Source organism: Synechococcus sp. R8-2, from assembly GCF_047461715.1.
Classification (GTDB): Bacteria; Cyanobacteriota; Cyanobacteriia; order Thermostichales; family Thermostichaceae; genus Thermostichus.
The window spans coordinates 1-1,204 of the sequence record NZ_JANSHQ010000185.1 but is presented as its reverse complement, the minus strand read 5'-3'; the positions used below and the strand labels follow the sequence as shown (position 1 = coordinate 1,204).

Annotated in this window: 1 pseudogene; it reads left to right on the top strand. The window is 59.8% G+C overall.

Features of this window, described 5'->3' with window-relative positions:
- Positions 1–164: 164 nt before the first annotated feature.
- Positions 165–1,183: pseudogene (locus tag NW819_RS05035) on the top strand (IS630 family transposase).
- Positions 1,184–1,204: the final 21 nt, after the last annotated feature.

The window sequence follows — 1,204 nt, the reverse complement described above, 5'->3', positions numbered from 1 at the left end:
CCTAGTACTTGACCACACTGGTCTCATAGGGTATTCTTTCTTCCACACTCCTCTCGTGGAGGGAAGGAGCCATGCCCAGACCCAAAGCATACGTGGTGACGCTGACCGAAAAGGAGCGCTTGTCCCTGCTTGATCTCCTGAAGAAGGGGGAAGTGAAAGCCCGGATGGTTACTCGGGCCCGGATTCTGCTCCTTTCAGCAGAGGGCGCGACCGATCAATCGATAGCCGAGGTGCTCAAGGTGAATCCGCAGACGGTGCGGAACATCCGAAAACGGTTCGTAGAGGAGGGGCTGGAAGCCGCTGTGCAGGAGCGCCCCCGGCCTGGCGCCCAGCCGAAACTGGACAGCAAACAGGAGGCGTTCCTGATCGCCCTGGCCTGCAGCGCGCCGCCGGAGGGCCGGGAGCGCTGGACGATGCAGCTCTTGGCCGACCGGCTGGTGGAACGGAAGATGGTGGAATCCATCTCCGACGAAACGGTGCGGCGGGTGTTAAAAAAAACAACCTTAAGCCCTGGCAGAAGCAGCAGTGGTGCATTGGACAGATTACTGCGGACTTCCTCTGGCGCATGGAAGATGTGCTAGACCTGTACGCCGAACCTTACGACCCACGACGACCGGTCGTCTGCTTTGACGAACGGCCGTATCAGTTGGTGGCGGATGTCCAGGCGCCCCTGCCGATGGAGCCGGGGCGTCCGCAGCGGGTGGACGACGCATATGAGCGGCAAGGATGCTGCAACCTGTTTTTGATCGTTCACCCCCTGACGGGCTGGCGGGAAGTCCACGTGACGGAGCGGCGGACGAAGGAGGACTTCGCCCGCCAAATGAAATGGCTGGTGGATGCAGTCTTCCCGGAGGCAGAGGAGATTCGAGTGGTGCTGGACAACCTGAACACCCATACCCCAGCGGTGCTGTACCAGACTTTTCCACCAGAGGAAGCCCGACGGCTGACACGGAAGTTGGCGTTTCACTCTACGCCGAAGCATGGCAGTTGGCTGAACATGACAGCGATCGAGTTCTCCATCCTGGCTCGCCAATGTCTGGATCGGCGTCTGCCGGATAGAGAGAGCGTACGCCGAGCGGTAGACGCATGGGCAAAAGCCCGTAGTGAAGTCCGGGCTACCGTGCAATGGCGGTTCACCACGGCCAATGCCCGGCTCACGTTTCGTCGCTTTTATCATCAGTAATCAGTGTGGTCAAGTACTAGT